The organism is Actinomadura sediminis (assembly GCF_042675525.1).
Classification (GTDB): domain Bacteria; phylum Actinomycetota; class Actinomycetes; order Streptosporangiales; family Streptosporangiaceae; genus Spirillospora; species Spirillospora sediminis.
In genome coordinates this window covers 1-5001 of record NZ_JBHTJA010000202.1, presented here as the reverse complement: position 1 = coordinate 5001, position 5001 = coordinate 1, and the positions used below count along the sequence as shown (strand labels likewise).

The window sequence follows — 5001 nt, the reverse complement described above, 5'->3', positions numbered from 1 at the left end:
CTCGGGCCCGCCGAGCGCGCCGAGGTCGCCCGGCTGATCGCGCTGCTGGACGCGGGCGCCGACCCCCGCCGCTCGCGCCGGTCCGCGCCCGCGCGCACCGGCCGTCTCGACCCGTCCCGGACCGTCCGGGAGACGCTCCGGCGCGGCGGCGAGACGGCGCCGCCGCGGTACCGCGCGCCCCGCGTCCGGCCCCGCCGCGTCGTGCTGATCGTCGACGTGAGCGGCTCGATGGCACCGTACGCGGACGCGCTGCTGCGGTTCGCGCACGCCGCCGTGCGGTCCGGCGGCCGGGCGGCGGAGGCGTTCACCGTCGGGACGCGCCTGACCCGCGTCACCCGGGAACTGGGCGCCCGCGACCCGGACGCGGCGCTGGCGGCGGCGTCCGCGGCGATCCCCGACTGGAGCGGCGGCACCCGCCTCGGCGAGGAGCTGCGCGAGTTCCTCGACCGCTTCGGGCGTCCCGGCATGGCCCGCGGCGCGGTCGTCGTCATCGCGTCCGACGGCTGGGAGCGCGGCGACGCGGGCCTGCTCGGCGAGCAGGCGGCGCGCCTGCACCGGCTCGCGCACCGGGTGATCTGGGCGAACCCGCACCGGGCGCGTCCCGGCTACGAGCCGCTCACCGCCGGGATGGCAGCGGCGCTCCCGCACGTGGACGACTTCACGTCCGGCCACAGCCTCGCCGCCCTGGAGCACCTCGCCCGCCTCATCGCGGGCGCGGGAAGGAGCTGCGGCCGTGGGTGACGGTGTCGTGAGGGGGATGTATCGGGCGTCGGGGTCCGGGTGTCGTTGGGCGGAGGCGTCGTGGGGCGGGGCCGGCTGGGCGTGTCGCGGGCGCGGGAAGGAGGCGCGCCCGTGGGTGACGGCGTCGCGAAGGGGACGTACCGGACGCCGGCCGGGCGCGGCGACGGCGCGGCCGGGCCGGGCGGGGCCGGGAACGGAGGCGGTCATGCGTGACGTGCTGGCGGACGTCGGCGGCTGGTACGCCGCCGGGGAGACGTTCGGGCTGGCGACGGTGGTGCGGACGTTCCGCAGCGCGCCGCGCCCGCCGGGGGCCGCGATGGCGGTGTCGGCGGGCGGGGAGGCGGCCGGGAGCGTGTCCGGCGGCTGCGTCGAGGGCGCGGTGTACGAGGTGGCGCGCGAGGTGCTGGCGTCCGGTGAGGCGGTGGTGCGGCGGTACGGGGTCAGCGACGACGACGCGTTCGCGGTCGGGCTGACCTGCGGCGGGATCCTGGACGTGCTGGTGGAGCCGGTCGGCCCGGACACGTTCCCCGAGTTCGGCGACGTGGCCGCGGCCGTCGAGCGGGGCGACCCGGTCGCAGTCGCGACGGTCGTCGGGGGGCCCGGCCGGATCGGCGCGCGGCGGGTGGTGTGGCCGGACCGGGCGTCGGGGACGCTCGCGCCCGGCGCGGCGCACGCGGCGCGGCTGGACGCGGCGGTCGACGACGACGCGCGGGGGATGCTCGCGCAGGGCGTCACGGGGGTGCGGCGCTACGGGCGGGAAGGGGAGCGGCGGCGGGACGAGCTGGAGGTGTTCGTCCACGCGTTCGCGCCGCCGCCCCGGCTGCTGGTGTTCGGCGCGATCGACTTCGCGGCGGCCGTCGCGCGGATCGGCCGGTTCCTGGGGTACCGGGTGACGGTGTGCGACGCGCGTCCGGTGTTCGCGACGCCGAAGCGGTTCCCGGACGCCGACGAGGTGATCGTGCAGTGGCCGCACCGGTACCTCGCCGGGGAGGCCGTGGACGGGCGGACGGCGATCTGCGTGCTCACGCACGACCCGAAGTTCGACGTGCCGCTGCTGGAGATCGCGCTGCGCACGGAGGCCGGGTACGTGGGCGCGATGGGGTCGCGCCGCACCCACGACGACCGGCTGGCGCGGCTCCGGGAGGCGGGGCTCGGCGAGGACGAGCTGGCGCGGCTGCGGTCGCCGATCGGCCTCGACCTCGGCGCGCGGACGCCGGAGGAGACGGCGGTGTCGATCGCGGCGGAGCTGGTGCAGCTGCGGTGGGGCGGGTCGGGGCGCCCGCTGACCGAGACCGCGGGCCGGATCCACGGCCCGGGGGCGTCCGATGAGGGGTGAGGCGGCCCCGGCCGGGCTGCTGCTCGCGGCGGGGGAGGGCCGCCGGTTCGGCCGTCCGAAGGCGCTGCTGGAGCTGGCCGGCGAGCGGCTCGTCGACCGGGGGGTGCGGACGCTGCGGGACGCGGGCTGCGCGCCGGTGCTCGTGGTGTCGGGCGCCGCCCCCGTGGAGGTGACCGGCGCGGTCGTGGTGCCGAACCCGGACTGGCGGGAGGGCATGGGGTCGTCGCTGCGCGCGGGGCTCGCCGCGCTGCCGCCCGGCTGCCCGGCCGTGGTCGTCGCGCTCGTCGACCAGCCCGGGGTGACGGCCGCGGCCGTCCGGCGGCTGATCGCCGCGTACGAGGGCGGCGCGCGGATCGCCGTCGCGACCTACGGCGGCGCGCCGCGCAATCCCGTCCTGCTGGCGGGCGAGCACGTCGCGGCGGCCGCCGCGTCGGCGGTGGGCGACCGGGGCGCGCGGGCGTTCCTGCGCGCCCGGCCCGACCTGGTGACGCGGGTGCCGTGCGACGGCGTCGCGGTGCCCGACGACATCGACACCCCCGCCGATCTGGACGCCTTCACCCGCGGCGGGCCCCGGTGAGCGGCGCCGCGCAGCAGGGGCGCCGCCCAGCAGAGGTACCGCCTAGGAGAGGGGCGGGACGGCGGACTCGTCGAGCGCGCCGCAGTCCACGGCGCGGCGGAGCCGCTCGGTCAGCGCCCTGATCGTCGCCGGCTCGTCCAGCACGCCGCCCCCGCCGCCGGACCGCTCCCGCCACGCCCGGACCCGCGCGATGACGTCGTCCACGCCCGTCAGGTGGTACCCGTACACGACGGCGTAGCGGCTGGGCAGGTGCGCCGGGTGCAGGTCCCAGCCCTGGTGGAAGCCGTGCCGCAGCGAGTGCCGGACGTGCGCGGCGTGCGCCGCCCACGCCGCGTTGACCTCGTCGGGGCCGTCGTCGCGCGGGACGACGTTGGTGGAGCCGTCCGACAGCCGGACCCCGGTCCCGGCGAACCCGACCTGCATGACGTGCCGCGCGAAGTCGCACGCCGGATGGTCGAGCCGCTGCTCCTCCGGCGGCAGCCCGACGGCGGCGGTGTAGTCGAACACGCCGAAGTGCGCGCCGGTCAGCCGTCCCCCGGCCGCCCGCACGATCGCGGGCGCCGCGACCCGCCCGTCCGCGTCGAAGACCGACTCGGGGGTCTCCACCTGGATCTCGAACCGCAGGATGCCGGCGGGCAGCCCGAGGGACGTCTCCAGCAGGTCCAGGTACTCGGTGAACAGCGCGACGTGCTCGGCGGAGAGCACCTTCGGGAACGTGATCGTGAACCCGCCGGGCAGCCGGCCGAGCCGGTCCCGCAGGGCGGTGAGGAACCCGTCGAGCGTCCGCATGGCCCGCTCGTGGCCGCCGTCGGCGAACGACTTGACCCGCAGCCCCCAGTAGTGGGGGAGCCCCTTCACCTCGTACGCGGCGGCCACGGCCTCGACGACCCGGCCGACGTCCGCGTCCTCCTCGGCGTCGGCGCGGACGCCGTACCCGTCCTCGAAATCGATCCGGACGTCCTCGAGCGGCTCGGCGGCCAGCTTGGCCGCGACCCGCTCCCGGACCGGCCCGGCCACCTCCGGGTCGAGGCCGAACGCGGCCCCGAACGACCCGTCGCCCGGGGTGTGGGTGTTGAGCAGCCGCAGCGCCTCGGCGCCGAAGTCGGCGGGCGTCGAGGCGGCGAACCGGTCCGCCGGGACGTACACGGTGTGCACCGGCCGGCGGCCGTCGGCGCCGCCGGGCAGGCGGTCGCGGTGCGCGTCGCGGACGGCGGCGATGCGGGCGGACAGGTCGTCGAGCGAGGCAACGCTGAGATTCACCCCGCCATGATCCCCCATGAGCCGCGGAATGTGGCGCCGGGCGCGAGATCGATCAGCCCCTCCCCGGACGCGAACGCGTTCGGGGGGCACGTCATCGGCTCGACGCCGAGCCCGGCGCGCGGGTCGGGGGCCTCGTCGGCGGTGTAGATCTCCATCCAGGGATGCGCCTCGTCGGACCACAGCCGCACCGACCGTCCGCCGCCCGCGAGCGTCACCCAGCAGCGGCCCGCCGCGTCGCGGCCCAGGTCCGTGTAGGCGTTGTCGATCTTCCGGTCGCCGAGCACGGGGCCGTCCCGCAGGTCCCGGCGGGTGCCCGCGACGTCCGCCGCCGGGCCGGACGGGATCATCCGGTCGTCCACGGGGAGGTACCGGGCCGCGTCCAGCGTCACGGTGCAGCGGTCGAGCGGCTCGCCGACCGTGAGGTACGGGTGGGCGCCGTGCCCGTACGGGGCGGTGCCGCTCCCCGGGTTGTGCGCGCTCATCCGGACGGTGAGGCCCGTGTCGGCGTCCAGCGCGTACTCGGCCTCGAGGTCGAGGCGGAACGGGTAGCCGCCCGACCCGAGCAGCCGGTGCGTCAGCCGCACCCGGTGCGGCTCGTGCCCGGCGGCCGTCCAGGACGCCCACCGGACGAGCCCGTGGATCGCGCAGTCGTTCTCCGGCTCGGACAGGTCGAGCCGGTACTCCTTCCCGCCGTACGCATAGCGGCCGTGGTCGACGCGGTTCGGCCACGGGATCAGCAGGTGCCCGAACGCCGCCGGGGCCGGCTCGTCCGCGCCGTGGGTCAGCACGAGCGGCCGTCCGTCGCAGGTCAGCTCCCGCAGGCTCGCGCCCGACTCGGTGACGACGGCCCGGTACGGCCCGGCGGCGAGCGTGTACTGGGTCCCGGTGATCATTTCGGTCATACCCGGACGTTACCCCAGCGCACGGTCGTCACACGGCGCCGTCCGCGGTGCGCCGCGCGCCGCGCGCCGTCCGTCATCCGGCACGGCTCATCCAGCGGGGGCCGCCCAGCGCGACCGCCGCGCGGCAGCCGGCGAGCAGCCCGCGCGCCAGGTCGGTGCCGGAGGTGTGCCCCACGGCCAGCAGC

The 5001-nt window shown here is 77.9% G+C and carries 5 protein-coding genes; 3 read left to right on the top strand and 2 right to left on the bottom strand.

The features are described from left to right. The 3 genes from ACFQ11_RS37060 to ACFQ11_RS37050 all read left to right on the top strand — a co-directional run. Window positions 1-741 (top strand): vWA domain-containing protein (locus ACFQ11_RS37060; RefSeq protein WP_378307529.1); only part of this gene is annotated, 741 nt, incomplete at its 5' end. Window positions 742-946: 205 nt separating this feature from the next. Beyond that, entirely contained in the window at window positions 947-2077 is a 1131-nt protein-coding gene (locus tag ACFQ11_RS37055; protein ID WP_378307527.1) for an XdhC family protein, read from the top strand. Continuing rightward, complete coding sequence (locus ACFQ11_RS37050) at window positions 2067-2654, top strand: nucleotidyltransferase family protein (protein ID WP_378307525.1); 588 nt, start codon at window positions 2067-2069, stop codon at window positions 2652-2654. The genes ACFQ11_RS37055 and ACFQ11_RS37050 overlap by 11 nt, the downstream gene beginning before the upstream one ends. Before the next feature lie 42 nt (window positions 2655-2696). On the opposite strand, the gene ACFQ11_RS37045 is transcribed toward ACFQ11_RS37050, so the two are convergent. After that, window positions 2697-3914, bottom strand: a complete 1218-nt coding sequence (locus ACFQ11_RS37045; RefSeq protein WP_378307523.1) for a DUF6986 family protein — start codon at window positions 3912-3914, stop codon at window positions 2697-2699. Beyond that, a complete protein-coding gene (locus tag ACFQ11_RS37040) occupies window positions 3911-4816 on the bottom strand; it encodes an aldose 1-epimerase family protein (RefSeq protein ID WP_378307521.1) in 906 nt (301 codons plus the stop codon). Before ACFQ11_RS37040 ends, ACFQ11_RS37045 begins: the two co-directional genes overlap by 4 nt. Window positions 4817-5001 lie beyond the last annotated feature (185 nt).